This is a genomic window from Enterobacter sp. Sphag1F, assembly GCF_014193275.1.
Lineage (GTDB): Bacteria > Pseudomonadota > Gammaproteobacteria > Enterobacterales > Enterobacteriaceae > Pantoea > Pantoea symbiotica.
On sequence record NZ_JACHZD010000001.1, the window covers coordinates 36,348 to 61,986 of the forward strand.

Below are 25,639 nucleotides of genomic sequence, written 5' to 3' on the forward strand. Positions count from 1 at the left end.
AATAGCTTTCAGGTGAAAGTGGCGACGCGTTGAACGCCACCACTGAAAGATCAGGATTTTGACGTTTTCGGTAGCGCTTGCAGAATGACATCCACGCACTGCTGCGCCGAGAGCATTGCGCTATCAAGCTGCAAATGGTCGCGCTCCCAGGCTTGATATTCGCGCTGTTCAACTGCCTGCCAATCCGGCAGCTTCAAACCTTTAATATCGGACGCGCGATTTTCGACACGAAAGCGATGTTTGTTACGATCGGAACAGATCACTTCGACTTCCAGCAGCGGCGAGCCGCTTAACAAGGCGATATCGCGATAAGCATTGCGGATCAGTTGCAGGTCGTTAACCGAGTCGGTAATAACGGTGGAACCAAGCAGCAAATTATCGCGCGCCAATCCGTAGATGACGAAATACCCTTCCGGGCCGATGGCTTTCTCGCTCTCTTGACCCGATCGCAGCGCTTGTTCGATGGTATCGACGCGTAAATACGCCGCGCCGAGCTGCTGCGCTAATAACCGCGCAATGGTGCTTTTGCCAGTGCCGGGTAATCCGCTAAAAGTGATGAGCATTCATTAATTCCTTGTCACATCGGTCGTTATGATTATTTATTCTGATAAAGATCCCAGCGGTTACCGTATATATCTTCGAACACGACCACTGTGCCGTATTCTTCTTCGCGCGGCTCTTCACTGAAAGTAACGCCATTAGCTTTCATCTGGTTATAGTCACGCCAGAAGTCATCGGTTTGTAAAAACAGAAATACGCGGCCACCGCATTGATTTCCGATAGATTCTTTCTGTCGATCATTGGAAGCCTGAGCGAGTAATAGATTGCAATCACTTTGCGGATTAGGGTTCACGACAACCCATCGCTTACCGGGTTGAGGTGTATCTTCAATTAAATGGAATCCCAGCTTCTGAGTGTAATACTCAATGGCGCGGTCATAATCATCCACGACAATTGCCACATATCCCATACAGCGCTTTTGCGTTCTCATGCTATTACTCCTTAGTAAAATACGGCCATGCTCTGATAAGTATTTTTTTGCATTTAAACCTTTCACACACTTCAAATCCCGCCGTCTATTAAACACCATTTAAGTGAACGAAATCACAACTACGACTCATCGAATTAACAATTCCTTCACCTTTCGTCCTCCAGCACTTCTCCAGCGACTACGATCTCATCCTGGCGTACTGGAACTGGAGCATCTCATGGATAACATCAAAACCCGCGAAGAACGCCTGAGCGCCCTGCGCCTGCGGTCGTCGACACCGGTGTTGATTGTCGGCGGCGGCATCAACGGCATCAGTACGTTTCGCGAACTGGCGTTGCAGGGCATTCCGGCGATTCTGGTTGAAAAAGGCGATTGGTGCCAGGCCGCCAGCGGTGCGCTGTCGCGCATGATTCATGGCGGTTTACGTTACCTGGAAACCGGTGAGTTCACGCTGGTCAAAGAGTCGGTCACCGAGCGCGACCGCCTACTGAAAAATGCCTCGCATTATGTGTTTCCCTTACGTACCACGGTGCCAATCGATAATCTCGCTGGCGGCTTAGTCAATGCCACGCGCCGTTTTCTTCGTCTGAGCGATAAACCGACACGACGTGGTGCGCTGCTAATTAAAACCGGGCTCAGCCTGTATGACATCTACACCCGCCAATATGGATCGATGCCGAAGCATCAGGTGCGCAATGAGGCCGCCACGCGCGATCGCTGGCCGGGATTCGCGCCCTGGGTGAAATACAGCGCCAGCTATTACGATGCCTGGATCAGCGCGCCAGAAAGACTGGGATTTGAGTTGATTGATGATGCCGAAAAAGCCTGCCCAGAGGCGCTGGCGCTCAATTATCTGCAGCTGGTCAGCGCCGAGGGCGAAACCATTATTTTACAGGATGCGTTGAGTGGCGAGCGCTTTAGCCTGCAACCGCATGTGCTGGTGAATGCCGGTGGCGCATGGATCGACCAGCTTAACCAACGCATCACCTCCAGCCGCGATCTGCCAAAGCTGATTGGCGGCACCAAAGGATCGCATCTGATCCTCGATCATCCCGAATTGCTGCATATGCTGGATGGCGAAATGGTCTATTTCGAGAACCAGGAAGGCCGTGTCTGCATCATGTTCCCATGGTTTGGCAAGGTGCTGGTGGGTTCAACCGATATCCGCGTGGACGATCCTGACGCGGTGGTGTGCGAAGAAGAGGAAAAGGATTACATCCTTGAGTCACTGCGTTTCGTCTTTCCGCATATCGAGGTGGCGGATTCCACCATCGTGTATACCTTCTGCGGCGTACGTCCGCTGCCCGCTAGCGAGGCCAAACTTAACGGCCAAATCTCACGTAATCACTCGTTAGTGGTGCTGCCAGCTGACGCCAATCGCGCCTGGAGCACGCTCTGTTTAGTCGGCGGCAAATGGACCACTTTCCGTCAGTTCGGTGAAGAGGCGGCAGATCGTGTACTGCGCCTGCTCGGTGAAAAACGTCATGTCTCTAGCGGCGATGAGCCGATTGGCGGTGGACGTAACTTCCCCAAACCTTCAGGACAAACCGCGTGGCTGGCGCAACTGGCGCAGCGTTATGGCGTGCCGCTGCCGCGCGTGATGCAGCTCGCCAAACGTTACGGCAGCCGCGCGCTGCCGCTGCTGGCGCTGATCCAGCAGCACGGCGAGCAAATGTTGCAGCATCACGCCGCCTACAGCGATGTCGAGTTACGTTATCTGATAGAGCATGAACAGGTTTGTCAGCTGGAGGATTTGCTGGTGCGCCGCACCTCGCTGGCGATTTGCGGTGAACTTAGCGCGCCGCTGGTGCAGGAGATCGCCGAAATCATGGCCGCGACGCTCGGCTGGAGCGATAGCGAACGCGCGCAGCAGCTGCAGCGCGGCTGCGCCAATCTGGCGCGTTTGCACGGACTTACCGGCCTTCACCCCACGGTTTTTCAGGAGGAAACACGACATGTTAGTAACCAATAAAGTGCGCATGCAGCGGCTGTTTCAGCACGGCAAATGTCTGGATGTCGCCATCGATCACGGTATCGCCAACGAGCCTGATTTTCTCATCGGCCTGGAGAATATTGCAGATGTGATGGATAACCTGATCGCCGCGCAGCCGGACGCCATTCAGGTCAATTACGGTCAGGCCGACCTGCTGCAACGTGTAGCGGGACGCAAACCAGCGCTGGTGATGCGCACCGATGTGGGCAATGCCTACAACGCGGCGCGTCACCGGGAAATGTGGGCGGTACTGCACAATCCTGATGAGCCGATTCTTGCTGCGTTACAGATGGACGCTGCCGCGGTGGTGGTTAATCTCTATCTGATCCCTGATGAACCGGGCATTTTCCGCATGTGCGTTGAAAACATTGGCCGCCTGCGTCAGGCCTGCGATCGCTACGCCATGCCGCTGATGATTGAACCGCTGGTGATGGCTCCCGCCGGGCAAGGCGCAGCTTACGGCTCGCTGGGCGATGTGGAGAAGATTGTGCCGCTGGTACGGCTGGCGCGCGAGTTGGGTGCCGATATTATCAAAGCCGATCCCACTGAGAACGTGGAGGATTTTCATCGCGTAGTGGAAGCGGCGCGCTGTCCCACGCTGGTGCGCGGCGGCGGCAAAGGTGAACTGGCGGGCGTGCTGACGAAAAGTGCCGCGCTAATGGCGCAAGGCGCCAGCGGCATGGTGTATGGCCGCAATGTGTATCAGCACGATAATCCGTCACGCGTGGTGAAAGCGCTGATGGCGATTATTCATCAGGGTGCCAGCGGCCCGGACGCATTGGAAATCTATCAGCAGGGTTGAGCCTTACCTGCACCGGCGCTTAAGCGGTGCGCCGTCTTCGCCAGTTGCACGGAGTCGGATATGAAGATAGTCGGTATTGATGCCGGAAACACCATGATCAAAGCGGTGCTGTTTGATCTCAGCGGTCGCGTATTGTCGGTGGCCGAGTGCGCGGGAGAAACCCATCGCCCGCAGGAAGGTTACGCCGAACGGCCGGTGGCGGATATCTGGCATGGCGTCAGTGATGCGGTGAGCCGTTGCCTGCAACAGGCGGGAACGCCAGCCAGCGAGGTGATCGCAGTTGGCGCGGCCGGTCACGGCAACGGTTTGTATGCGCTGGATAAGCATCAGCAGCCGCTGTTTGGTATTCAGTCTATTGATCATCGCGCTTGTGATACGGTGCACGCGCTGGAAATGAGCGGCGCGGATAAGCGCATCTACCAGATTTCGCTGCAAAAACCCTGGCCAGCTGCAACGCCAGTGTTAATCAGTTGGATCAAACAACATCAACCCGAACGTTGGGCGCAAATCGGCCATTTACTGTTAGCGAAAGACGTTATCGCCCATTTTCTCAGTGGTGCAATCAGCGCTGATTTTTCGGATGCCGCCGGGGCTGGATTGATTGATTATCGCGCGCGCGGCTACAGCCGTGAATTGATGGCGCTTTACGGCATCGAAGAGGCGCTCGCCGTGCTGCCCGCACTGCGTGAATCCTGCGAGGTGGTTGGCCATGTCACAGAACATGCTGCACAGCTCACCGGATTACCGGCGGGCATTCCGGTGGTGGCGGGCATCTTTGATGTGGTGGCCAGCGCCGTCGGTTCTGGCGTGGTGAACACGGGTCAAGCCTCGATTGTCGCCGGGACGTGGAGCATCAATCAGGTGGTAGTGGATAAACCCGATTATCTGCGCCCGGTATTTATGAACTCCATTATTGAGTCAGATCGTTACATGGCGATTGAGGCCAGCGCGACGTCGGCGGCGAATCTCGACTGGTTCCTGCGCGAATTTGACGACGGTCGCGGCGGTCAAGGCGCGGCGCGCAGCAGCGATAGCGTGGCGCATGTGCAACCCAATGCGCAGTTGCCGCTTTATCACCCTTACCTCTATTCCGGACGTAAATCGGAACCAGCCAAAGCCGGGTTTTATGGCTTAGGCGGCTGGCATACGCGCGCCGATATGCTGTTCGCGCTGTTTGAAGGCGTGACCTTTGCCCATCGGGCGCATATCGATCGCTTGCGTGCGGCGGGCATCCCATTTACTCAGGCCATTTTGTCGGGCGGCGCAGCGCGCAGCTGTGTCTGGCCGCAGATGTTTGCTGACGTGTTAGACATACCGATTCGCGTCGCGGAGTGCAAAGAAACCGGTGCACTCGGCGCAGCATTGTGTGCCGGTGTGGGCGTCGGCGCGTGGCGTAATCTCGCCGAGGCCGCGCAGCAGGCGGTGCAGATCAATCCCGGCGCGCTGTTGCCACGACCAGATCGCTTTACGTTTCACGATACGCGTTATCGCGTGTTTAAGAAGCTGGAGCTGGCGATGCGCGAGATGTGGCAGGAAGCCGGTTGATTTTACTGGCTTAATTGCCCTCTCGCTGCTAATCATGGCTGTCTTATCTACTCAAGGGCATCCGTATGCAGATCAATCAGCTTCCTTTTGGCATCACTACCTGGAACGACATCGCACCTGAAAAGCATCCCGGCGATGAAGGCTTTGCTTTGTGGCGCACCCAACGCTTCGGTGATATTCGGGTCAGGATGGTGGAGTATTCACCCGGTTATCTGGCGGATCACTGGTGCAGCAAAGGCCATATTCTGCTTTGCCTCGAAGGCGAAATGGTGACGGAACTGGAAGATGGTCGCACCTTCACGTTAACGCCAGGCGTGAGTTATCAGGTCGCAGACAATGCAGAAGCGCACCGCTCCTCAACCGTCAGCGGTGCAAAGCTGTTTATTGTTGATTAACAATGCATTAGTTTTATGATCGTACAAAAAATGACAACCTCTGCGCAGTGATGTACACTTGAACTATCAAAATGTTCAAATGAACATTGTTCAGGAGGTTGTTATGACAACTGCATCCCCATTCAATCACGGCAATGCCGCACGCGTCTTCGACCCGACGCTGATTCAGCACGCTCAGCAATCTTTTATGGATCAAATGGGCTTGCCGCGTAATCCGCTGAAAGCACATCAGTTGATCACCGAAGGTCTGGACGTTGGCATCGTTGAGCGCGCTGCCACGGTGCTGAAAGCAACGCCGCTGGATGTGGCCCAGATGGTCTCGATCGATCGCAATACCTATCGCCGCCGTGAGAAGGCCGGATCGCAACTCTCGGTGGAGCAAGGTGCTCGCGTGTATCAGGTATTCGAAATTCTGGATGCCGTATTGCAATTATTTGCCGGTGACGTTGACGCTGCCATGCACTGGATGTATCAACCTGCGTTGGCACTGGATGATGCCTTGCCAATGGAGATGCTGAGCACGCCTGCGGGCTGCGATGCGGTGTTAACGCTGATTGGTCGCCTGGAACACGGAGTGATTGTGTAATGACGCAACGGAAGGAACCGGATGCTCCCTATCGACTGTTTTATCGTTTAGTGAAAGAAGAATATGCCAGCGAGGCATTTAGCGGCGCTGGCGCTGAAAAATGGGGCGGACGCTGGAATCCGCCCGGCATTAAAACGGTTTACCTCAGCAGCTCAAAGGCACTCGCCACGCTGGAACTGGTGGTGCATGCCGGTAAAGCGATGCTGGAGAAGAGCCGCTTTGTGATTTTTACCCTGCCGATCCCTGAGAGCGAAATCATGGCGCTGGACAGCAGTAAGCTGCCCAGCGATTGGCAAAAGTATCAGCAGCAGGAAGAGACGCAAGCGATTGGCGCCGCGTTCCTTGATTTGCAAGGCGGCTTTCCTTTGCTGTTGACGGTACCCAGCATTTTGACCGGTGAAGACAACGCCATTCTCAATCCCGACCATCCTGCCGCCGCCGCCCTCTTTGCACAAGCCACTTCAGCCCCCTTCGCGCTTGATCGTCGAATAAAAGCGTGACGAGGGTTTTCGTAGGGTGCGCATTCATGCGCATCTGGTCACCATAAATGGCGACCCTACAAAGTCGGTTTCGCTAAAGCAAATGCCGCCGTTAAATCGACACGTTGCCAGAATGACTGATCCGCACTGTTGCCGGACAGCGGATAACCGTTTGGCAGCGCGCTTTTCACCATCAGGCTACGAATCTGCGCATCAGACAGCTGCGGCAACGCGGTCTTCAGCAGGATCTCCGCGCCCTGCGGAACTTTAACTGGCGTGTTCTGCACATTGGCTTTCGGCAGGTTGTAGCTCATGGTGAAACGATAGAACTGCTTCATTGCAGGTGAACGATAAGGATCGTCCTTGCCATCGCTGCGCGCACATTCTGCCAGCGACGTTCCGCACTCTTTCTCTAGCGCGGCACGCAGCTGGTCACGCGCTTCACTAAACAGCGCCTGATAGCGCGCATCGTTGAGATAATTTGCCACGTTGCGTTGCGCCACCATGCGCGAACCCATCACATCCAGCGGGTAATGCACGCCCAATACTAAACGCGAATAACCGTAGCGCGCGCCGCGTGTTACCAATGCTTCAAAACGTTCCGGCACCATTTCGGCCAGTAACAAAGCATCGGTATAACCGGTATTGGTGTGGCCGCTCGGGAAAGAGCCGCCGTCGGCGGTGTAACGCACATTGTCTTTAACCACCACATCGTCCGGCACCAGATGAATGCTGTTGCCCTCACGCAGGAATGGTCGCGGATAGTTAAAGTGTTTCTTAGCTGCGCTGGTGCTGACTTCACTGGCTTTGATCAACGCCGCCGCTTTGCCGATCTCACCTTTATCGTAAGCCGCGAGGAAGGCTTTGCCGAGACGCGGGCCGAGCGCATCAGAGAGGAAATAGAGATAGCTGATCGCTTCCGCATCGGCCAGTGCCTGATGACGCACATTTTGCGTGGCGTTCAGATTGATATTGGTAACGGTGGCCTGGCTAGCATCAAGCACGTTGGCGGGCAACGCGCTAAAGCCCGACAGCAGCGCAATTCCGGCCTGCTGGTTCTCTTTAGTTTTGAAATCGTAGCCGCTGTTTTTCAGCCACTGCTTGTCAGCTTGTTTCGCGTTCTGTTTAGCTTTTTCCAGTTGCTCGCGCGTCAGCTTGCTGCTGTCGCCTTGCAGCGCCTGACGTTCAGCCTGTAAAGATTGCTGCTCGAGATCGCTATAAGCGGAGGTGGAACCGGTGGAGGTTAAGCCTGCCAGCGCGGCCGCATCGGGCAGTGAAACCGCATGTGCCTGCTGTGCCAGCAGAAGAACCGTTGCAATCAGTGTAAAGCGGGTTTTCATTATTTTCCCCTGTTATCAAAATATTACCTTGCCGGGGAAACACGCTAGCACTCGGTTATGACAGATTTATTTCACTTAACGACACTGACTGGCACAGTTTTGTACGCAAATTTGTGCCAGCGAGCCGCAGCCGCCGTTATTGTCGTTTTTGCACTGTGATTGCTGCACATAACAGTTCTGCTGACAGGCTGAAACATCGCACTTGGCGGCAATCGGCGTCAGTTGGACCACTGGCGCTTTTCGCTCCGGCTGCCATTGCGGTTGTGCCAGCACGCTAACGCTAAACAGCAAGGCTAAAGCCATTATCCATTTCATGATTGAGTCCTCGCAGGAAGGGTGTAAAGAGTATGGCTGCTGCGGCGCCAATTACCATGCTGAAACAATCGATTCAACACCCGGCATAAATTGCCCTTCTTCAGTGCATGAATGTGCGCCACCGTAGTGCAGGGCAGCAAAGTTAGAAGCTGTTGCGACATTGTAAAATCAAAGAGATAGCCGAAATTCGGCTTGCCCGCGAATCTGGTACAAAAGTTGCAGTCTCTTATGCATAGCAAAGGAGACGGATATGAAAGCGATTGTGATTGGCGCGGGCATTGGCGGTATGAGTGCTGCGATTGCGCTGGAGAAAGCGGGTTTTGACACCGCGGTATTTGAAGCAGTGAAAGAGATGAAGCCGGTGGGTGCGGCGATCTCCATCTGGCCCAACGGCGTGAAATGCCTCAACGCGTTGGGTATGAAAGAGCCGCTGCGCGCGCTGGGCGGCAACATGGCGTATATGGCCTACAACGATGCGCACAGCGGTAGCACGCTTACCCGCTTCAGCATGGAACCACTGGTGCAACAGGTAGGTGAATATCCCTATCCGGTGGCGCGCGCGGAATTGCAGGCGATGCTAATCGATACCTACGGACGTTCGCGCATTAGCTTTGGCAAACGCGTCTCGCAGGTTGAGCAAACTGAACATGGCGTAACCGCCTGGTTTGATGATGGCAGCCAGGCCGAAGGCGATTTCCTGATTGCCGCCGATGGCACGCACTCGGTGATCCGCCACTATGTGCTGGGCGAAAGCGTCGAACGTCGTTACGCCGGTTACGTCAACTGGAACGGCCTGGTGACGATTGATGAAGCGATTGCGCCCGCCGATCAGTGGACCACTTTTGTCGGCGAAGGCAAACGCGTGTCGCTGATGCCGGTCAGCGACAACCGCTTCTACTTCTTCTTTGATGTCCCGCTGCCAAAGGGCTTGCCGGAAGATCGCGCCACGCTGAAAAGTGACCTTAAAGGCTACTTCAGCGGCTGGGCCGAACCGGTGCAGCGCCTGATAGAACGCCTCAATCCGGAAACCACCAATCGCGTGGAAATCCACGATATCGAACCGTTTAGCCGTTTCGTTAAAGGTCGTGTGGCGTTGCTGGGCGATGCAGCACACAGCACCACGCCGGATATCGGGCAAGGCGGTTGTGCGGCGATGGAAGATGCGGTGGTGCTGGCGCAGACGTTGGCGTCACACTCTTTGGGGATTGAGGATGCGCTGTTGCGCTATGAAAGTCGTCGCGTGGAGCGCACCAAAGATTTGGTGCTGAAGGCCCGTAAACGCTGTGATGTTACTCATGCGAAAGATGCGGAAGTCACGGCGGCGTGGTATGCGGATTTGAAAAACGAAACCGGCGAGCGAGTGCTGGCCGGCATGTGCGATACGATTGAAGGCGGTCCGTTCGGTTAAATCAGGTCGCCATCAATGGCGACCCTACGATTCTAATCCACGGTTTTTCAGCATTGGGCCGATTTCCGGCTCTTTGCCGCGCCACGCCAGCCACAGATGCTGTAAATCGGTGCTGTTACCGCGTGACAGAATATGATCGCGGAACTGCTGACCGTTTTCTCGCGTTAATCCACCGCGTTCGGCAAAGGCTTGATAGCCGTCATCGGCCAGCATCTGCGTCCAGATATAGGCGTAATAACCGGCTGCATAACCGCCGCCCCAGATATGACGGAAATAGCTGGAGCGATAGCGTGGTGGAACCGCCGCCAGCGCAATATTTTCGGCAGCCAACGCCTGTAATTCAAAGTGGCTGACGTCCTGCGGATTGTCGTGCGTGGTGAGTGAATGCCACTGCAAATCCAGCAGCGCTGCGGCCAACAGCTCGGTCATGTCGTAACCTTTGTTGAACTTCGCGGCGCGCACCATTTTGTCGCGCAGCTCAGCCGGCATCGCCTCACCGGTTTTGTAGTGGCGCGCATAGTTGGCAAACACCGCTTCGTTGCTGGCCCAATGCTCATTAATCTGCGACGGGAACTCGACAAAGTCGCGCGGCGTGGCGGTGCCCGACAAGCTCGGATAGCGTTGCGTGGCGAACAAGCCGTGTAGCGCATGACCAAATTCGTGGAACAACGTGATCACTTCATCCCAGCTCAGCAGCGCTGGCTGGCCTGCCTGCGGCTTGGTGTAGTTGCACACGTTGTAGATTACCGGCTTAGTGCCGAGCAGCGTGGTTTGGTCAACGAAATTACTCATCCACGCGCCGCCGCTTTTGTTATCGCGTTTGAAGAAGTCGGTGTAGAACAGCGCCAGCGGCGTGTCGTCGGCATCGAAAATCTCGTAAACGTTAACGTCCGGATGGTAAACCGGCAGATCGTGGCGCTGGCTAAAACGAATGCCAAATAGCTGGCTGGCCGACCAGAATACGCCCTTTTCCAGCACATTATTCAGCTCAAAGTACGGACGAATTTGACTCTCATCCAGCGCGTATTGGGCTTTGCGCACCTGCTCGGCGTAGAAATTCCAGTCCCAGACACGCAGCGGGAAACTGTGATGCTCTTGTTCAATCGCCTGCTGAATATCGGCGGCTTCGCGTTCGGCGCGGGCCCGCGCGGCAGGTACGATATTGCGCATAAAGGCAAAAGCCGCTTCCGGTGTTTTCGCCATCTGATCCTGCATGCTCCACTCCGCATAGGTTTTGAAGCCGAGCAAACTCGCCTGCTGCGCACGCAGTTGTGCCATACGTAACACGATGTCGCGCGTGTCGTTATCATCGCCCTGCTCGCTGCGCGTTAGCGCCTGCTGGAACAGCGCTTCACGCGTGGCGCGCACTTCCAGCGCTTGCAGCGCCGGTTGCTGCGTGGTGTTTTGCAGTGCAATCAGCCATTCGCCGTGTAAACCGCGCGCTTCGGCCGCCGCTTTGGCGTGCGCCAGTTCTTCCTCGCTTAATCCGGCCAACGCCGCCACATTGCTCACCACATAAGCGCCGGCTTTGGTGGCCGCCAGCAACTTGTTGCCAAAACGGGTGCTGAGGCTTGCCAGCTCCTGATTGCAGGCACGTAGCTGGGTTTTATCCGCGTCGCTCAGGCTGGCACCGGCCAGCTGGAAATGCTGCCAGGTGACTTCCGCCAGACGCATCGCTTCAGCATCCGGACACTGCGATCCGCGATGCTGGTAAACCGCATCGAGGCGAGCAAACAGCTGGCTGTTCAGGCAGATTTCATCATTGAGCGCGGTCAGCTGCGGGGTAATCAATTCATCGATTTCCTGCAAACGATCGCTGGTGTTGGCGGAAGTCATGGCGCCAAACACCAGATTTACGCGCTTCAGTAACTGGCCGCTGCGCTCCAGCGCTTCATAGGTGTTGGCAAAGGTTGGCGCGTCAGGATTGCTGGCGATCGCCGCCACTTCGCGCCGTTTCTCTTCAATACCCGCTTCCAGCGCTGGCAGAAAATCCTCTTCCTGAATCTGGTCAAATGGCGGGGTTTGATACGGCAAGGTGCTGGCGGTGAAAAACGGATTGGCTCGTGAATTCATTATCGCTCCTGATAATCAGCAACGCCGCACAGTGGCGGCGGGATGGTTCTATCCTGGCAGTTTCCTCGTCACTCAACAACTTATCGCCTGCTGCTGATAAACGCTGATGATTTCCCCTGCCACCGCGACGGCAATTTCCGCCGGTAACTTGCCCTTCACATCCGCTAAACCAATCGGGCAGCGCAGACGTGCGAGAGAATCTGCCGCAATGCCTTTGCCCTCTAAGCGATAACGAAAACGCTGGGCTTTGGTAGCTGAACCAATCACACCGGCATAGCGAAAATCGCCGCGCCGTAAGATCGCCTCACTGAGCGCCAGATCGAGCGGATGATCGTGCGTCATCACCACAAAGTAGCTGTCGGGCGCGGCTTCCCGCACGCAGTCAATTGGATCCTCAACCTGGCGCACCGTTACGCCGGGCGGCACGGCACGAAACTGCGCGGCGCGACTATCAATCCACGTAATATGGCACGGCAAGGTCGCGAGCAAGTTCACCAGCGCCTGGCCAACGTGGCCTGCGCCGTACACCTGGATTTCCGGCTGCTGCTGCATCAGCGGTTCAAACAGCAAAGTGGCGTGACCGCCACAGCATTGGCCGAGACGCGCAGCCAGCGCAAACTCTTCACTGCGCGGTTTAGTGCAGCGCTGCTGCAGCATCTCACGCGCCTGCGCAATGCATTGATACTCAAGATGGCCGCCGCCAATGGTCAGAAAGGTGTCAGTGGCGCTGACCACCATTTTGCTGCCGCGATCGCGCGGCACGGAGCCCCGCTCGCTGAGCACGGTGATTAACACGCAGCTTTCGCGTTTCTCCCGCAAGGTGTGTAACACGCTGATCCAGTCATGATAAATCATGGTCCGCTCCTGATAAGCGCTGAATCCCCCAGAACACCCGCTCCGGCGTGGCGGGCGCGTCCAGTTGCGGATGGCGACGATAGTTATCGACGCTGGCAACCGCATCCTGCAACGCACACCACACGGCGATGCCCAACATAAACGGTGGTTCGCCGACGGCTTTGGAGTGGAACACCGTGTCCTGCGGGTTTTTGCGGTTCTCTACCAGCGTGACGCGCAAATCGCTCGGTACATCGCTAATCGCCGGGATTTTGTAGCTGGCCGGGCCATCGGTGAGCAATTTGCCCTTGTCGTTCCACACCAGCTCTTCGCAGGTGAGCCAGCCCATGCCCTGCACGAAACCGCCCTCAACCTGGCCGATATCAATCGCCGGATTCAGCGATGCGCCCACGTCATGCAAAATGTCGGCGCGCAGCAAACGGTATTCACCGGTCAGTGTATCCACCAGCACTTCACAGCAGGCCGCGCCGTAGGAGAAGTAATAGAAGGGTTTGCCGCGCCCGGCGGCACGGTCGTAATGGATGCCCGGCACTTTATAGAAACCGGTGGCGGAAAGCGGCACCTGATTGAGCCACGCTTGCTGTGCAACCTGGGCGAAGGTGAAATGTTTCTCGCCAACGCGCACAATGCCGTTACTGAAATGCACCGCTTCTGCCGCACATTGATGCTGCTGACACAGCATTTCGGTCATGCGGTCACGCAGGATTTGCGCCGCATTTTGCGCCGCTTTACCGTTGAGATCGGCTCCGCTGGACGCTGCAGTTGGCGAGGTGTTGGGCACTTTGCCGGTATCGGTGGCAGTGACTTGAATCTGGCTGATATCAATCTGCAGCACTTCCGCCACAACCTGCGCCACTTTGGTATTTAAGCCCTGACCCATTTCGGTGCCGCCGTGATTGAGCTGCACCGTGCCATCGGTATAAATTAAAATCAGCGCGCCGGCCTGATTGAGGAAGCTGGAGGTAAATGAGATGCCGAATTTCACCGGCGTCAGCGCCAATCCGCGTTTCATAAAACGGTTGCTGGCGTTAAACGCACTGATTTCGGCACGGCGCGCGGCGTATTCGCTGCTGGTTTCCAATTGCGCGGTCATCTCATCCAGCAGATTGTCTTCCACATGCTGGTGGTAATGAGTGATGTTGCGATCGGTTTTGCCGTAATAGTTACGTTTGCGCAGCTCAAGTGGATCGAGGCCCACTTCGCGCGCGACGTGATCCATGATCTGCTCAATCGCCACCATGCCTTGCGGCCCGCCGAAGCCACGATACGCGGTGTTCGAAGCGGTATGCGTGCGGCAGCGATAGCCGGTAATCAGCGCATCACCGAGGTAATACGCGTTATCGGCGTGGAACATCGCGCGATCGACAATCGATCCGCTGAGATCGAGCGAATAACCGCAGTTGCCAGCCAGATCGATCTTCACACCGCAGAAGCGACCGTCGTCATCGACGCCGACATCGTAGCGGACAAAAAACGGATGGCGTTTGCCGGTGATCTGCATGTCGTCGCGGCGCGCCAGGCGCATTTTCACCGGTTTACGCAGCTGACGCGCGGCGATGGCACACAAACACGCCACGCCCGCCGCCTGGGTCTCTTTGCCGCCAAAGCCGCCGCCCATACGCCGCATATCAATGGTAACTTTGTTCATGGTGATGCCCATAACTTCCGCCACCAGCTTCTGCACTTCAGTGGGGTTTTGCGTCGAGGAGAACACCTGCAAAGTGTCATCTTCGCCGGGGATCACCAGCGCCGTCTGGGTTTCCAGATAGAAATGTTCCTGACCGCCGATGTGAAATTTACCCTGAATACGCCGCGACGCCCGCGCCAGCGCGGCTTCGGCATCACCGCGTTGGTGAATATGCGGCTGCTGCACAAAGAAGCGTTGTTCCAGCGCTTCACGTACGTCGAGCACTGCGGGCAGCGCTTCATACTCAACAATTGCCGCTGCAGCACCGGCACGCGCTGCTTCCGGTGAATCAGCCGCGACGGCAATCACGATCTGACCGAAATATTCGATTTTGTCCTGCGCCAGCAGCGGATCGCCGGGTTCCAGCGGACCGACATCATTGAGGCCTGGCACATCACGCCAGGTTAGCACGCTGACCACGCCCGGCACCGCGTAGCACGGCTGCACATCCAGTTTGGTGATGCGCGCATGCGCGTGCTCGCTTAGTCGTGGACAGAGATGCAGCAATCCCGGCAGATCGGGCTTGTCGTCGATATACAGCGCCTCACCGGAGACATGTTTGTCGGCACTTTCATGTTTGTTGCTGCGCCCCACGCCCGTTTGCATGCCAGTGGCGAACTGGGTTTTCAGCAGCGTTTCGTTCAGTTCCGGACGGTTATGAGACATAGCGCGACACCTCAGTAATGGTCAGCTCACCAGACGCTTGTGCGTAGTAGCGGCGCAACAGATTGCGCGCCACCTGCAGGCGATAATCGGCGCTGGCGCGGAAATCACTCAGCGGCTGGAAATCAACGCTCAATGCGGCGCAGGCTTTTTCGATGGCGCTGAGATTCAGCGGCTGGCCCAGCAATTGTGCCTCAGCCGCCAGCGCACGCTTCGGCGTGGCGGCCATGCCACCAAAAGCCAGTCGTGCCTCCACAATCAACCCTTCCTTGATTTGCAGATTGATGGCGGCAAACACGGCGGAAATATCATCATCCAGCCGTTTCGCCACCTTCCACGCAGTAAAGTTGGGTGACACCGTCACTTTAGGAATGGTGATGCTGCGAATGAATTCCCCCGGCAACAAAACCGTTTGGCGATACGCGGTAAAGAATTGATCGAGCGGGACTTCTCGCTGCTTGTCGCCCTGCTGCAAAACCAGACGCGCATTCAGTGCCAGCAGCATGGGCGCGCAATCACCAATCGGCGATGCGTTACCAATGTTGCCGCCAAGCGTGCCCTGATTACGGATTTGCAACGAGGCAAAACGCTCCAGCATGCTGCTAAACGCCGGAATGTACTGCGCTAAAAACTGATAGCAATGATGCAATGAAGCGGCAGCACTGAGATAAAGATGTGTTTCATCTTCGTGGCAGACCTTCAACTCATCGACCTGCTCCAGCGCAATCAATAGCGGCAAGCGCTTATATTGCTGGGTAATTTGCAGCGTTAAATCGGTGCCACCGGCCACCAAACGGGCTTCGGGATGTTGCTGATAGAGATCGGCGAGCTGCGCTAGCGTTTTTGGCAGATAGCAGCGGCTGCCCGCGGCTTCGATAATCTGGACTTCTGTGTTGCTGAGCGCCTGTAAACGCTGCACTAGCGCGGGTGCATTGGCGCTGAAGGCATCCGCAACAGGTTGTTCGCATGCCTGCTGAGCCGCATCCATGATCGGACGATAGCCGGTACAGCGACACAAATTGCCCGCCAGCGCCTGTTCCGCCTGATGACGGTTCCAGCCAGCACTGTTTTTCTGCAGGGTAAACAGCGACATCACAAACCCCGGCGTGCAGTAACCGCATTGTGAACCGTGGCAATCGACCATCGCTTGCTGCACGCTGTGCAGTTCGCGCCCCTGCTTGAGATCTTCCACCGTGATCAGTTGCTTGCCTTGCAGGCTACTTACCAGCGTTAAACAGCTGTTGACCGCCTGATACTGCATCTCTCCATCCACCACTTTACCGAGCGTGACGGTGCAGGCACCACAGTCGCCAGAGGCACAACCCTCTTTGGTGCCGCGACGCTGCTGCTGGCCGCGCAGGTAGTTAAGCACGGTGAGATTGGGATCGATCTCGCGTTCGGTGACTAAACGATCGTTGAGTAAGAACTGGATCATGCGATTTGCTCCTCACTTTCGCGCTGCCAAACCGGCTTGCCGCTCACCCAGGTCTGCGCAATGTTGCGGTCGTCGCCGAGCGTCATCATCACAAACAGCCGCTCCCAGATATCTTTACTGTTGGCGTTACGCAGCTTCTGCAGCGGCGACACGGCCGGATCGAGCACGACAAAATCGGCCTCTTTGCCGGGATTGAAGTTGCCGATAACGTCATCGAGATCGAGCGCGTGCGCGCCGCCTAAGGTGGCGTGATAGAACGCTTCACAGGCGCTGAGTTTGTACTGCTGTAGCTGGCCGACTTTGTACGCTTCGCCCAGCGTTTGCAGCAGATTAAAGGTGGTGCCTGCGCCAACGTCGGTGCCAATGCCCATGCGCACGCCCTGCTGCCAGCAGCGTTTGATGTTGAATAAGCCGCTGCCGAGGAACAGGTTTGACGTCGGGCAGAAGGCGATTGATGAGTCGGTGTCATGCAGGCATTGCCATTCTGTATCTTCCAGATGCAGACAGTGCGCAAACACGCTGCGTTTGCCGGTGAGTTGATGATGATGGTAGACATCAAGGTAGCCCGCCCGCTCCGGGAATAACGCTTTTACCCAGGCGATTTCCTGCTGGTTTTCACTTAAGTGCGTGTGCATCCAGACGTCAGGGAACTCCTCGCGCAGTTGACGCACTTTGTCCAGCAGTTCGGGCGACGAGGTCGGCGCAAAGCGCGGCGTAAGCGCATAGCTCAGGCGACCGCGCTGATGCCAGCGTTCAATCAGTTCACGCGTGTGCTGATAGCTCTCTTCCGGCGTTTCGGTCAGGTATTCCGGTGCGTTGCGATCCATCATCACTTTGCCAGCGATGAGCCGCATATCCAGCTGCTGTGCCGCGCTGAACAGGGAATCCACCGACTGCTTATGCACGGTGCCGAACACCAGCGCTGTTGTCGTGCCGTTCGACAACAGCTGATGCAGGAAGAACGCCGACATTTTTGCCGCGTGATCGGGACAGTGATATTGGCTCTCCACCGGGAAAGTGTACTGGTTGAGCCACTCCAGCAACTGTTCGCCAAAGGCGCCGATCATCTCGGTTTGCGGATAATGGATATGGGTATCGATAAAGCCGGGCACGATCAGTTTGCCGCGCAGATCGGTGACGCGTGTGTGATCGACGCGCCCTTCCGCAATTTGCCAGCTTTCAAGGCTGACCACTTTGCCGTCACGCAGCGTTAATAAGCCATCTTCGAGATAGCGCGCGTTGGCAGCGATGTCGTCTGGCTGCGCGGCCAGAGCGGTGAAATCAAAGAAGCTGGCGCGCAGCAGCGTTTCGGGTGCGTAAGGCATAATGGTTCCTTGGTGCTTTTTTTATTAATGCAGGTGATTGCCTTAAAGATAGTTTGCAAAGCGCATGCCAATGCAAAGAACAAAAAATACTGTTTACTTTCAATATAATAGGTTGATCTTGCAGGTTTGTGTGTCAAACTTAGCTGGCAAACGTATGCGCAACCGGTTGCCTGGGTTCGCAAACGGTTGCGATTTAACATTGCGGTGAGTTTTGCCTGATATGGCGAATTTATTGCCCGCAAACGCGCGTCTTTGTGGTGCGCTGATGCACTCGCAATGTGCAGGAAAAATCCTGCAACAAGCTGCCTTTGGTTTTCATGAGCATGGGTTCGAGGTTAATGCTAAGGTGTGGCTGATAACCTGAAATCGTTTAAGGAACAGTGAGATGATTATTTTTGTTACTGGCGCAACTGCTGGTTTTGGTCAAAGTATCACCCGCCGCTTCATTGCTACAGGTCATAAAGTGATCGCCAGCGGACGTCGCGCTGAGCGCTTAAAAGAGTTGAAAGATGAGTTGGGCGATAACCTGTATACCGTTCAGCTGGACGTGCGTAATCGCGCCGCCATCGATGAAGTGATTGCCTCCCTGCCCGCTGAATGGCGCAATATTGATGTGCTGGTGAACAATGCTGGCCTGGCGTTGGGTGTTGAACCGGCGCACAAAGCCAATATTGAGGACTGGGAAAATATGATCGACACCAACAACAAAGGTTTGGTGTACATGACGCGTGCGGTGCTGCCTGCCATGGTTGAGCGCAACGTCGGTCATATCGTGAATATCGGTTCGATTGCGGGCAGCTGGCCCTATCTGGGTGGCAACGTGTATGGCGCGACCAAAGCGTTCGTGCGCCAGTTCAGCCTGAATCTGCGTACCGACCTGCACGGCACCGCGCTGCGCGTGACCGATATCGAGCCAGGTTTGGTGGGCGGCACCGAGTTCTCTAACGTGCGCTTCAAGGGCGATGACGATAAAGCGGGCCAGGTTTACGAAGGCACCACCGCGTTAACGGCGGAAGATGTGACCGAAGCGGTCTATTGGGTGACGACGCTGCCGAAACACGTCAACATCAATACGCTGGAGATTATGCCGGTAACGCAAACCACCGCAGGATTGAAAGTGCATAAAGGTTAAGGTGATTTTGTAGGGTGCGCATTCATGCGCACCAGGTCAACCTCAATGCGAGTGAGGTCGCCATTAATGGCGACCCTACGATTTAGGTGCGACCCCAACCTGTCACGATAATCAACATGCCGCTAAAGGCGACCAGCGCGCCAACCCAATCCCATGTACTGAGTTTTACGCCATCCACCACGCGCAGCCAGATCAATGCCGTCAACACGTATACGCCGCCATAGGCCGCATAGACGCGCCCGCTCGCGGCGGGATGCAGCGTCAACAACCAAACAAACAGCGCCAGACTCGCTGCGGCGGGCACCAGCAGCCAGGCCGTCATGCCCTTCTTCAACCATAGCCACGGCAGGAAACAGCCAACAATTTCCGCTATCGCAGTGATAAAAAACAGCAAGGCGGTTTTTACCAGCATAGAAAATCTCTCACTAAGCTAAACAAAGCGCTCACCGCTGGTGAGCAAAGAAGCAGCGATGATATACTAGCGCCCATGGTTGTTACAGCCGCGATCCCGGCTGTGCTGGTGTTAACTGAAGGAAATGACGATGAAAAAACTGTTATCCGCCCTGTTGGCGACCGTGGTGACGTCGAGCCTGTTAATGGCTGCGCCAATTGCGTCGGCCAAAACCGATCGCCTGATCATTGAAGATGGCAGCAGCGCCTCCAGCAATGAAGCCGCTCGCCAGAGTAAAGAGCAGTGGAACGATACTAAAAATCTGCGCAACAAGGTCAATACGCGCGTTGAGAAAGAGTTCGATAAGACGGATAAAGCTTTTGATACCCGCGACTCCTGCGAAAAGAGCTACAACGTTAACGCTTATTGGGAACCGAATACGTTGCGTTGCCTCGACCGCCGCACCGGACGTCCACTTGCACCCTAATCGTTTATCGCTGCTATAGTTTTGACAGGATTTCTGACCAAAGGAGTGAATGATGAAAAAACGTAATGCAGTGCTGCTGATGGCGATGTTGTCGCTGCCGGTTTTGGCGCAGGCTTCTTGTGAAAGTGTCAAAGCGGACATCAGCAAAAAAATCATTAATAACGGCGTCGCCGAATCGGACTTCACGCTGGATATCGTGGCCAATGATCAAGCCGATCAGACTGGCGGCCAGGTTGTGGGTCATTGCGAGAACGACACACAGAAAATCGTCTACAAGAAAAATGGCCGTGATGGCGACAGCAACGTGCCAGACGGCGCAGGCAGCTCTCAGGATGCGCCCGCGCAGTAACCCTTCGGGCGGCTCTCTGGCCGCCCTGCTTTTACTCCACTTCCGGCCTTTGCCGCGGCATCATCCACGCCACCCACAGCGTTAACAGCGCAATCAGCAACGACACCACAAACACCCAATGTAATGAGCTGGCGATTTGTCCGGTCCAGTCATGCAATGTCGCTTCCGGTAGCGCCTGGCGACTTTCGTGCGACATGATTTTCTGCATCGGATCGTCGGCCTGCGGCAAACGCAGCGACAAGTTCAGGTTCAGTACCGCACCCAACAACGCGGTACCAATTGCTGAGCCGATCATGCGGCTGAACATGATTGATGCGGTGCAAATGCCGCGAATGTCGTAATGCGCATGGTTTTGCACCGATACCAAAAACGTGGTGCTGGTCATGCCCATGCCGGTACCAATCACAAAGGCGGTGAAGCCCGCCTGCATAATCGAGCTATCGCTGCGCAGTAACAGCAGCAACGCACTGCCAGCAATTAGCAGCAGCGCTCCCAACTGCGCGGTGAAGCGATAGGAAGTGATGAGCATTAATCTGCCGCTTAAGGTGCTCGCCAGCGGCCAGCCAATCGACATCATCGCCAGTGCGCTGCCGGCCTGCAGCGGCGTGCCGCCGGTGATGCCCTGAATCCACGTTGGCAGAAACGCGCTGATGCCCATCATGCTGGCACCGATAATCAGGTTACCGATGTTACCAGCGACAATGAGCCGACTGCGCCAGATCTCCAGCGGAAACAGCGGTGCATCGGCACGCTGTTCATGATGTTTTAAACGCCAGGCGGCGATGACTGCCAGCAGCAGGAACGGTAGCAACCAGAAGCCGAGCACTTCAGCCTGCAACAACGCGACTAATAATGCCGTCACGCAGATCATCAGCCAGCAGCTGCCGGTGAGATTGAGCGTGGTGGCCTGATTTTGCTCACGCGATGGAAGGAAACGCGCCAGCAGCAGCATGGCAATCACGCCAATCGGTACGTTAACCCAAAAAATCACCGACCAGCTAAAGTGCTGCACCAGCCACGCGCCGCTCAGTGGGCCAATAATTGCCGCCACGCCCCAGACGCTGGAGAGCCAGCCTTGTACGTTCGCGCGTTCGCGCGGCGAATAGACGTCAGCCACAATGGTGGAGGTCAGCGGCATAATCGCGCCGGCACCCAAACCCTGAAAAGCGCGAAACAGGATCAGCCACGTCATGCTGTGGGCGAATCCGCACAGAATCGATCCCAACAGGAACAGCGAAACGCCAATAAACAGCAGCCGCTTGCGGCCCCACATGTCCGCCAGCCGGCCATACAAGGGCACGCTGACCGCTTGTGTCAGTAAATAGATGGAAAATACCCAGCCAAACTGCGAAAAGCCGCCAAGATCGGCAATGATGGTCGGCATCGCGGTGGCCACGATGGTGACTTCAATCGCCGCCATAAACATAGCGAGCATGCAGCCGATGAGAATCCAGTGGCGATGTTCCGTGTTCAATTCTGCAGTTTCAGTCATACGTCTCCCTAATTTCTAACAAGGCTAGCTGAAAATTCACCAGACCAGTTTCCTCTGCGTGCGCCCCATCTGTGACGACGTCACTTATTTCGATGAAAATTTTTTATTGTCGAATGATGCCTTATTCCATGCGGGTTAGATGCGGTTTTTGATTATTTCTATCTGTCTGATTTTGCCGCAGAAACTGGCGCTTATCGACAAGCATTGCTATAGGTCTAAGCGGTGCTTTCCAGTTATTCACTGAAAAAGCATCTGCTAATAGTCATTTTAACTGCAATTTAACGGGGTGAAGGATTTTCGTATGTGTGCGTTTTTGACACTGCGCCGCCATCCTGGGAATGACATCACCACATCGAACGATTTTTTGAATCAGGGAGACACTGGCTATGCAAAATGCATCGCTCGCCCGCCGCGCTGGGCTGGCTCTGCTCGCGATTGTTGCGGTGATTGCCCTGCTTGTTTGGGGGCTGGGGCTGAATACGCTGCGCGACCGCCGGGAGGATTTGATTTATCTCGGGCAGCAGCATCTATTTTTGGTGTTTTGGTCAATGTTCTTTGCGCTGCTGGTGGGGATTCCCAGCGGGATCCTGCTGAGTCGTCCGTTTGCCCGTCGCTGGGCAGAGTACGTGATGCAAATCTTCAACGTGGGTAACACGTTGCCTCCGCTGGCGGTATTGGCGCTGGCGATGGTGATTGTCGGTATCGGCGATCGTCCCGCGCTGATTGCCCTGTTCCTCGCCTCGCTGCTGCCGATTGTGCGTAATACTTTTGCCGGTTTAAGCGCGGTACCGCCGTCGCTAATCGAAGCCGCCAACGGTATAGGTATGACGAAGTTTCAGCGTTTGCGTCAGGTGGAAATTCCTAATGCGCTGCCGGTGATTCTGGCAGGCGTGCGCATCGCCACGGCGATTAACGTCGGCACAGCGCCATTGGCGTTCCTGATCGGCGCCAGCAGCTTTGGTGAACTGATCTTCCCCGGCATCTACCTCAACGACTTCCCTACGCTGATCCTCGGCGCCGTGGCAACCGCGCTGGTTGCGCTGGTGCTCGACATGCTGCTTGCAGCATTGGGACGTTATCTCAGCCCGCACTCTGCGGCTTAACACAAGGAGTTTTGTGATGGCCACTGCCAATAAGCTGGCGCGCTGGGTAAAACGTACTGCGCTGGCACTCACCGCGACGCTGGCAATCAGCCAAAGCGCCGCTGCCGCAACACCAATCACCATGGCAACCAAGAGCTTTACCGAGCAGCACATCCTCTCCGCGATGACGGTGATTTGGTTGCAGAAGAAAGGTTTTCAGGTGATCCCCAAAACCAACATCGCTACCACCATCGGTCGTAACGCGATGATCAATAAACAGATTGATATGACGTGGGAATACACCGGCACCTCGCTGATCATCTTTAACCACATCAATAAGCCGATGTCGACGGAAGACGCCTATAAAACGGTAAAACAGCTGGATGCGAAGTTGGGCTTGGTTTGGCTTAATCCGGCACCGATGAACAATACCTATGCGTTTGCTATGCAACGCGATCGCGCGGAGAAAGAAGGCATCAACACCATGTCGCAACTGGTGGCGAAGCTGGAAGAGGTGCGCAAGAACGATCCGGATCATAACTGGAAACTCGGTTTGGACCTGGAGTTCTCTGGCCGTTCCGATGGCCTGAAGCCGTTGCAGAAAGCCTACAACATGCCGCTCGATCGTCCGCAGATACGCCAGATGGATCCAGGCTTAGTCTACAACGCGATTCGCGATGGCTTTGTTGACGCAGGTTTGATCTACACCACCGATGGCCGCGTGAAAGGGTTTGAACTCAAAGTGTTAGAAGATGATAAGCACTTCTTCCCGAGTTACAACGTCACGCCGGTGGTGCGTCAGGATGTGCTGGAGAGCCATCCAGGCTTGGATACGGCGCTTAATCAGCTTTCCGCATTGATTAATGACGAAGCGATCACCGAGATGAACAAACGTGTCGATATTGATCATCAGTCGCCGCAACAGGTGGCGCGTGATTTCCTTCAATCTAAGAACATGCTGTAAGGAGGCGCTGTGGATACCTTGCATTACATCATGAATAACTGGCACACCTTGATGTCGCTCACCTGGCAACATACCTGGCTGGTGCTGGTCGCGGTGGGTTTCGCCATTATCGTTGGCGTGCCGCTGGGCATTTTGATTGTGCGCTTTAAGTGGCTGGCCACGCCGGTGCTCGGCATCGCCACCATTGTGTTAACCATTCCGACCATTGCGTTGTTTGGTTTAATGATTCCGCTGTTTTCAATGATCGGTCAGGGCATTGGCGCCCTTCCCGCGATTACTGCGGTGTTTCTCTACTCGTTGCTGCCGATTGTACGTAACACCCACACAGCGCTAGAGAATTTGTCACCCGGACTGCGCGAAGCCGGTCGCGGGATTGGCATGACTTTCTGGCAGCGTCTGCGCTGGGTGGAAATTCCGATGGCGCTGCCGGTGATTTTTGGCGGTATTCGTACGGCGGTGGTGATGAACGTCGGCGTGATGGCGATTGCCGCCGTGATTGGTGCGGGCGGTTTGGGCCTGCAACTGCTCGACGGTATCAGCGGCAGCGATGTGCGCATGCTGATTGCCGGTGCCTTGATGATTTGTTTGCTCGCGATTGTGCTTGATTGGCTGCTGCACCGTTTGCAGTCGGCGCTGACTCCTAAGGGGATTCGATAATGATAAAACTGGAAAACCTGACGAAAACCTTTACGCAAAAGAACGGCACGTCCTTGAATGCCGTGGATAACGTCAGCCTGGAAGTACCTGCCGGGGAAATGTGTGTGCTGCTCGGCCCATCGGGTTGTGGCAAAACTACCACGCTGAAGATGATTAACCGCCTGATTCCCTCTTCGAGCGGCAGGATTTTGATCAATGGTGAAGACACCAGCGGGCAAGATACCGTTACCCTGCGCCGCAATATTGGTTACGTGATTCAGCAGATTGGTCTGTTCCCGAACATGACCATCGAGGAGAACATTACTGTGGTGCCGCGCATGCTGGGCTGGGATAAGAAGCGTTGCCGCGAACGCGCTACGGAATTGATGAGCATGGTGGCGCTCGATCCGACCAAGTTCCTTCATCGCTATCCGCGTGAAATGTCCGGTGGTCAGCAGCAGCGTATTGGCGTGATTCGCGCACTGGCCGCTGATCCACCGGTATTACTGATGGATGAACCTTTCGGCGCGGTCGACCCGATTAACCGTGAAGTGATTCAGAACGAATTCCTGGAGATGCAGCGTCAGTTGAAGAAGACCGTGATGCTGGTTAGCCATGATATTGATGAGGCGTTGAAGCTCGGTGACCGCATTGCCGTGTTTGGTCAGGGCAAAATTGTGCAGTGCGCCAGCCCGGATGAGCTGTTAGCCAAACCAGCGAACGACTTTGTGGGCTCCTTTGTCGGGCAAGACCGTACGCTGAAACGTTTGTTGCTGGTGCAAGCTGGCGATGTCACCGATCAGCAGCCGACCATCACCGTGCAGCGTAATACGCCATTGCAGGACGCTTTCGCTACCATGGACGATAACGATATGCGCTCGGTGACGGTAGTCGATGAAGATGGCAAGCCACTGGGATTTGTGAAGCGTCGTGAAGCGCGCGGATCCACGGGCCGCTGCGAAGAGATGCTGCATACCTTTAAAGTAACCGGCAAAGCGGAAGAGAATCTGCGCGTGGTGCTGTCGAAGCTGTATGAGCACAACACGGTGTGGATGCCAATCGTCGATGAGGAAGGTCGTTATAGCGGTGAGATATCGCAGGATTACATTGCCGATTATCTCAGTTCTGGACGTACGCGCCGTCGATTGAATCCATAAACCGCACGATACTTGAAACGCAGGAAGAGGCGGCAGAGGAGTAAAGTGTCCCGCGCC

25 protein-coding genes are annotated in these 25,639 nt (G+C 55.6%); 14 read left to right on the top strand and 11 right to left on the bottom strand.

Going from position 1 to position 25,639, the window contains the following annotated elements; all coding sequences use genetic code 11:
• Window positions 1–50: 50 nt before the first annotated feature.
• Together FHW71_RS00150 and FHW71_RS00155 are read right to left on the bottom strand one after the other, a co-directional pair.
• A complete protein-coding gene (locus tag FHW71_RS00150) occupies window positions 51–563 on the bottom strand; it encodes an AAA family ATPase (protein WP_179450818.1) in 513 nt (170 codons plus the stop codon).
• A gap of 32 nt (window positions 564–595) precedes the next feature.
• Window positions 596–991, bottom strand: a complete 396-nt coding sequence (locus FHW71_RS00155; RefSeq protein ID WP_179450816.1) for a VOC family protein — start codon at window positions 989–991, stop codon at window positions 596–598.
• Window positions 992–1,208: 217 nt separating this feature from the next.
• Here FHW71_RS00155 and FHW71_RS00160 point away from each other — a divergent pair, with 217 nt between their 5' ends.
• The 6 genes from FHW71_RS00160 to FHW71_RS00185 all read left to right on the top strand — a co-directional run bounded on the left by FHW71_RS00160 (window position 1,209) and on the right by FHW71_RS00185 (window position 6,812).
• Window positions 1,209–2,963 (top strand): glycerol-3-phosphate dehydrogenase/oxidase, encoded by a 1,755-nt coding sequence (locus tag FHW71_RS00160; RefSeq protein WP_179450814.1) that lies wholly within the window; start codon window positions 1,209–1,211, stop codon window positions 2,961–2,963.
• Window positions 2,947–3,786 (top strand): aldolase, encoded by an 840-nt coding sequence (locus FHW71_RS00165; RefSeq protein WP_061718863.1) that lies wholly within the window; start codon window positions 2,947–2,949, stop codon window positions 3,784–3,786. Before FHW71_RS00160 ends, FHW71_RS00165 begins: the two co-directional genes overlap by 17 nt.
• A gap of 60 nt (window positions 3,787–3,846) precedes the next feature.
• A complete protein-coding gene (locus tag FHW71_RS00170) occupies window positions 3,847–5,331 on the top strand; it encodes an FGGY-family carbohydrate kinase (protein ID WP_179450812.1) in 1,485 nt (494 codons plus the stop codon).
• Window positions 5,332–5,396: 65 nt separating this feature from the next.
• A complete protein-coding gene (locus FHW71_RS00175; RefSeq protein ID WP_179450810.1) occupies window positions 5,397–5,726 on the top strand; it encodes a DHCW motif cupin fold protein in 330 nt (109 codons plus the stop codon).
• 103 nt (window positions 5,727–5,829) lie between these two features.
• The gene (locus FHW71_RS00180; RefSeq protein ID WP_154193487.1) at window positions 5,830–6,312 is read left to right on the top strand and encodes an antitoxin Xre/MbcA/ParS toxin-binding domain-containing protein; all 483 of its coding nucleotides are present in this window, start codon (window positions 5,830–5,832) and stop codon (window positions 6,310–6,312) included.
• Window positions 6,312–6,812 carry an RES family NAD+ phosphorylase gene (locus tag FHW71_RS00185; RefSeq protein WP_179450809.1) on the top strand — a complete coding sequence of 167 codons (501 nt, stop codon included), beginning with the start codon at window positions 6,312–6,314 and terminating at the stop codon, window positions 6,810–6,812. The genes FHW71_RS00180 and FHW71_RS00185 overlap by 1 nt, the downstream gene beginning before the upstream one ends.
• A gap of 56 nt (window positions 6,813–6,868) precedes the next feature.
• Here the strand turns inward: FHW71_RS00185 and FHW71_RS00190 are convergent, their stop codons facing one another.
• Together FHW71_RS00190 and FHW71_RS00195 are read right to left on the bottom strand one after the other, a co-directional pair.
• Window positions 6,869–8,131 (bottom strand): phosphatase PAP2 family protein, encoded by a 1,263-nt coding sequence (locus tag FHW71_RS00190; RefSeq protein WP_179450808.1) that lies wholly within the window; start codon window positions 8,129–8,131, stop codon window positions 6,869–6,871.
• A 75-nt stretch (window positions 8,132–8,206) separates the two neighbouring features.
• Window positions 8,207–8,446, bottom strand: a complete 240-nt coding sequence (locus FHW71_RS00195) for a hypothetical protein (RefSeq protein WP_154156175.1) — start codon at window positions 8,444–8,446, stop codon at window positions 8,207–8,209.
• A 250-nt stretch (window positions 8,447–8,696) separates the two neighbouring features.
• On the opposite strand from FHW71_RS00195, the gene hpxO reads away from it, so the two are divergent.
• A complete protein-coding gene (gene hpxO, locus FHW71_RS00200; protein ID WP_179450807.1) occupies window positions 8,697–9,854 on the top strand; it encodes an FAD-dependent urate hydroxylase HpxO in 1,158 nt (385 codons plus the stop codon).
• Window positions 9,855–9,878: 24 nt separating this feature from the next.
• Here the strand turns inward: hpxO and dcp are convergent, their stop codons facing one another.
• From dcp to guaD, 5 genes are all read right to left on the bottom strand, one after another.
• Window positions 9,879–11,927: a peptidyl-dipeptidase Dcp gene (gene dcp / locus FHW71_RS00205; protein WP_179450806.1), complete on the bottom strand. Its 2,049-nt coding sequence runs from the start codon at window positions 11,925–11,927 to the stop codon at window positions 9,879–9,881.
• A 72-nt stretch (window positions 11,928–11,999) separates the two neighbouring features.
• A complete protein-coding gene (gene xdhC, locus FHW71_RS00210) occupies window positions 12,000–12,782 on the bottom strand; it encodes a xanthine dehydrogenase accessory protein XdhC (RefSeq protein WP_179450805.1) in 783 nt (260 codons plus the stop codon).
• Window positions 12,769–15,135, bottom strand: coding sequence for a xanthine dehydrogenase molybdopterin binding subunit (gene xdhB / locus FHW71_RS00215; protein ID WP_179450804.1), 2,367 nt, complete (start codon window positions 15,133–15,135; stop codon window positions 12,769–12,771). The genes xdhC and xdhB overlap by 14 nt, the downstream gene beginning before the upstream one ends.
• Window positions 15,125–16,567: a xanthine dehydrogenase small subunit gene (xdhA, locus tag FHW71_RS00220; RefSeq protein WP_179450802.1), complete on the bottom strand. Its 1,443-nt coding sequence runs from the start codon at window positions 16,565–16,567 to the stop codon at window positions 15,125–15,127. The genes xdhB and xdhA overlap by 11 nt, the downstream gene beginning before the upstream one ends.
• The gene (gene guaD / locus FHW71_RS00225; RefSeq protein ID WP_179450801.1) at window positions 16,564–17,892 is read right to left on the bottom strand and encodes a guanine deaminase; all 1,329 of its coding nucleotides are present in this window, start codon (window positions 17,890–17,892) and stop codon (window positions 16,564–16,566) included. Before guaD ends, xdhA begins: the two co-directional genes overlap by 4 nt.
• A gap of 385 nt (window positions 17,893–18,277) precedes the next feature.
• Between guaD and ydfG the strand changes: the two genes are divergently transcribed.
• Entirely contained in the window at window positions 18,278–19,024 is a 747-nt protein-coding gene (ydfG, locus tag FHW71_RS00230; protein WP_008104194.1) for a bifunctional NADP-dependent 3-hydroxy acid dehydrogenase/3-hydroxypropionate dehydrogenase YdfG, read from the top strand.
• An 82-nt stretch (window positions 19,025–19,106) separates the two neighbouring features.
• Here the strand turns inward: ydfG and FHW71_RS00235 are convergent, their stop codons facing one another.
• Window positions 19,107–19,433, bottom strand: a complete 327-nt coding sequence (locus tag FHW71_RS00235; RefSeq protein ID WP_218889112.1) for a YnfA family protein — start codon at window positions 19,431–19,433, stop codon at window positions 19,107–19,109.
• Between the two features lie 133 nt (window positions 19,434–19,566).
• Here FHW71_RS00235 and FHW71_RS00240 point away from each other — a divergent pair, with 133 nt between their 5' ends.
• Window positions 19,567–19,902, top strand: a complete 336-nt coding sequence (locus FHW71_RS00240; RefSeq protein ID WP_179450799.1) for a DUF1283 family protein — start codon at window positions 19,567–19,569, stop codon at window positions 19,900–19,902.
• A 52-nt stretch (window positions 19,903–19,954) separates the two neighbouring features.
• Window positions 19,955–20,251 (top strand): DUF1161 domain-containing protein, encoded by a 297-nt coding sequence (locus FHW71_RS00245; RefSeq protein WP_179450798.1) that lies wholly within the window; start codon window positions 19,955–19,957, stop codon window positions 20,249–20,251.
• A gap of 31 nt (window positions 20,252–20,282) precedes the next feature.
• Here the strand turns inward: FHW71_RS00245 and FHW71_RS00250 are convergent, their stop codons facing one another.
• Window positions 20,283–21,743 (bottom strand): MDR family MFS transporter, encoded by a 1,461-nt coding sequence (locus FHW71_RS00250; protein WP_179450797.1) that lies wholly within the window; start codon window positions 21,741–21,743, stop codon window positions 20,283–20,285.
• 386 nt (window positions 21,744–22,129) lie between these two features.
• Between FHW71_RS00250 and FHW71_RS00255 the strand changes: the two genes are divergently transcribed.
• The 4 genes from FHW71_RS00255 to osmV are packed head-to-tail and all read left to right on the top strand — an operon-like array spanning window position 22,130 to window position 25,582.
• Window positions 22,130–22,846, top strand: a complete 717-nt coding sequence (locus tag FHW71_RS00255) for an ABC transporter permease (RefSeq protein WP_008108907.1) — start codon at window positions 22,130–22,132, stop codon at window positions 22,844–22,846.
• A 16-nt stretch (window positions 22,847–22,862) separates the two neighbouring features.
• The gene (locus FHW71_RS00260; protein ID WP_008108905.1) at window positions 22,863–23,789 is read left to right on the top strand and encodes a glycine betaine ABC transporter substrate-binding protein; all 927 of its coding nucleotides are present in this window, start codon (window positions 22,863–22,865) and stop codon (window positions 23,787–23,789) included.
• A 9-nt stretch (window positions 23,790–23,798) separates the two neighbouring features.
• Complete coding sequence (gene osmW, locus FHW71_RS00265) at window positions 23,799–24,446, top strand: osmoprotectant ABC transporter permease OsmW (protein ID WP_008108902.1); 648 nt, start codon at window positions 23,799–23,801, stop codon at window positions 24,444–24,446.
• The gene (osmV, locus tag FHW71_RS00270; RefSeq protein ID WP_061718847.1) at window positions 24,446–25,582 is read left to right on the top strand and encodes an osmoprotectant ABC transporter ATP-binding protein OsmV; all 1,137 of its coding nucleotides are present in this window, start codon (window positions 24,446–24,448) and stop codon (window positions 25,580–25,582) included. The genes osmW and osmV overlap by 1 nt, the downstream gene beginning before the upstream one ends.
• Window positions 25,583–25,639: the final 57 nt, after the last annotated feature.

Excerpts from the sequence above, each read along its gene's own strand:
- FHW71_RS00150 (WP_179450818.1), bottom strand. The coding sequence starts at position 563 with ATGCTCATCACTTTTAGCGGATTACCCGGCACTGGCAAAAGCACCATT.
- FHW71_RS00155 (WP_179450816.1), bottom strand. The coding sequence starts at position 991 with ATGAGAACGCAAAAGCGCTGTATGGGATATGTGGCAATTGTCGTGGAT.
- FHW71_RS00160 (WP_179450814.1), top strand. The coding sequence starts at position 1,209 with ATGGATAACATCAAAACCCGCGAAGAACGCCTGAGCGCCCTGCGCCTG.
- FHW71_RS00165 (WP_061718863.1), top strand. The coding sequence starts at position 2,947 with ATGTTAGTAACCAATAAAGTGCGCATGCAGCGGCTGTTTCAGCACGGC.
- FHW71_RS00170 (WP_179450812.1), top strand. The coding sequence starts at position 3,847 with ATGAAGATAGTCGGTATTGATGCCGGAAACACCATGATCAAAGCGGTG.
- FHW71_RS00175 (WP_179450810.1), top strand. The coding sequence starts at position 5,397 with ATGCAGATCAATCAGCTTCCTTTTGGCATCACTACCTGGAACGACATC.
- FHW71_RS00180 (WP_154193487.1), top strand. The coding sequence starts at position 5,830 with ATGACAACTGCATCCCCATTCAATCACGGCAATGCCGCACGCGTCTTC.
- FHW71_RS00185 (WP_179450809.1), top strand. The coding sequence starts at position 6,312 with ATGACGCAACGGAAGGAACCGGATGCTCCCTATCGACTGTTTTATCGT.
- FHW71_RS00190 (WP_179450808.1), bottom strand. The coding sequence starts at position 8,131 with ATGAAAACCCGCTTTACACTGATTGCAACGGTTCTTCTGCTGGCACAG.
- FHW71_RS00195 (WP_154156175.1), bottom strand. The coding sequence starts at position 8,446 with ATGAAATGGATAATGGCTTTAGCCTTGCTGTTTAGCGTTAGCGTGCTG.
- hpxO (WP_179450807.1), top strand. The coding sequence starts at position 8,697 with ATGAAAGCGATTGTGATTGGCGCGGGCATTGGCGGTATGAGTGCTGCG.
- dcp (WP_179450806.1), bottom strand. The coding sequence starts at position 11,927 with ATGAATTCACGAGCCAATCCGTTTTTCACCGCCAGCACCTTGCCGTAT.
- xdhC (WP_179450805.1), bottom strand. The coding sequence starts at position 12,782 with ATGATTTATCATGACTGGATCAGCGTGTTACACACCTTGCGGGAGAAA.
- xdhB (WP_179450804.1), bottom strand. The coding sequence starts at position 15,135 with ATGTCTCATAACCGTCCGGAACTGAACGAAACGCTGCTGAAAACCCAG.
- xdhA (WP_179450802.1), bottom strand. The coding sequence starts at position 16,567 with ATGATCCAGTTCTTACTCAACGATCGTTTAGTCACCGAACGCGAGATC.
- guaD (WP_179450801.1), bottom strand. The coding sequence starts at position 17,892 with ATGCCTTACGCACCCGAAACGCTGCTGCGCGCCAGCTTCTTTGATTTC.
- ydfG (WP_008104194.1), top strand. The coding sequence starts at position 18,278 with ATGATTATTTTTGTTACTGGCGCAACTGCTGGTTTTGGTCAAAGTATC.
- FHW71_RS00240 (WP_179450799.1), top strand. The coding sequence starts at position 19,567 with ATGAAAAAACTGTTATCCGCCCTGTTGGCGACCGTGGTGACGTCGAGC.
- FHW71_RS00245 (WP_179450798.1), top strand. The coding sequence starts at position 19,955 with ATGAAAAAACGTAATGCAGTGCTGCTGATGGCGATGTTGTCGCTGCCG.
- FHW71_RS00250 (WP_179450797.1), bottom strand. The coding sequence starts at position 21,743 with ATGACTGAAACTGCAGAATTGAACACGGAACATCGCCACTGGATTCTC.
- FHW71_RS00255 (WP_008108907.1), top strand. The coding sequence starts at position 22,130 with ATGCAAAATGCATCGCTCGCCCGCCGCGCTGGGCTGGCTCTGCTCGCG.
- FHW71_RS00260 (WP_008108905.1), top strand. The coding sequence starts at position 22,863 with ATGGCCACTGCCAATAAGCTGGCGCGCTGGGTAAAACGTACTGCGCTG.
- osmV (WP_061718847.1), top strand. The coding sequence starts at position 24,446 with ATGATAAAACTGGAAAACCTGACGAAAACCTTTACGCAAAAGAACGGC.